The organism is Mesorhizobium sp. M7D.F.Ca.US.004.03.1.1, assembly GCF_003998635.1.
GTDB lineage: Bacteria > Pseudomonadota > Alphaproteobacteria > Rhizobiales > Rhizobiaceae > Mesorhizobium > Mesorhizobium loti.
Window position 1 is genome coordinate 1 of record NZ_RZQG01001742.1, and the last position, 500, is coordinate 500.

Genomic DNA, 500 nt, shown 5'->3' on the forward strand with positions numbered 1-500 from the left:
GATCAGAAGGATCAGCGATTCGACGTCGCCGGACGGCCAGCGCCGCTCCATCAATTGCTCGCGCGCCGTCTGCGGATCCGGCGCGGTGCGGATCAGTTTGATGACCTCGTCGATGTTGGCGACGGCGATGGCGAGACCAACCAGCACATGGGCGCGGTCGCGCGCCTTGCGCAGCAGGAATTTCGTGCGCCTTGTGATCACCTCTTCACGGAAGGCGACAAACGCCTTCAGCATGTCGGTCAGGTTCATCACTTCCGGCTTGCCGCCGTTCAGCGCCACCATATTGGCGCCGAAAGAGGTCTGCAGCGGCGTGAAGCGATAGAGCTGGTTGAGGATGACGTCGGCAACGGCGTCGCGCTTCAGCTCGATGACGACCCGATAGCCCTGGCGGTCGCTCTCGTCGCGAATGTCGGAAATGCCCTCGATGCGCTTGTCGCGCACCAGTTCGGCCATCTTCTCGATCATCGACGATTTGTTCACCTGGTAGGGAACTTCGGTGA

General features: G+C 61.6%; 1 protein-coding gene. It reads right to left on the minus strand.

All coding sequences use genetic code 11. From position 1 onward, the window contains the following. On the minus strand, positions 1-500 hold a 500-nt coding region (locus tag EN935_RS39810), incomplete at both ends, for a DNA gyrase subunit A (RefSeq protein ID WP_281040430.1).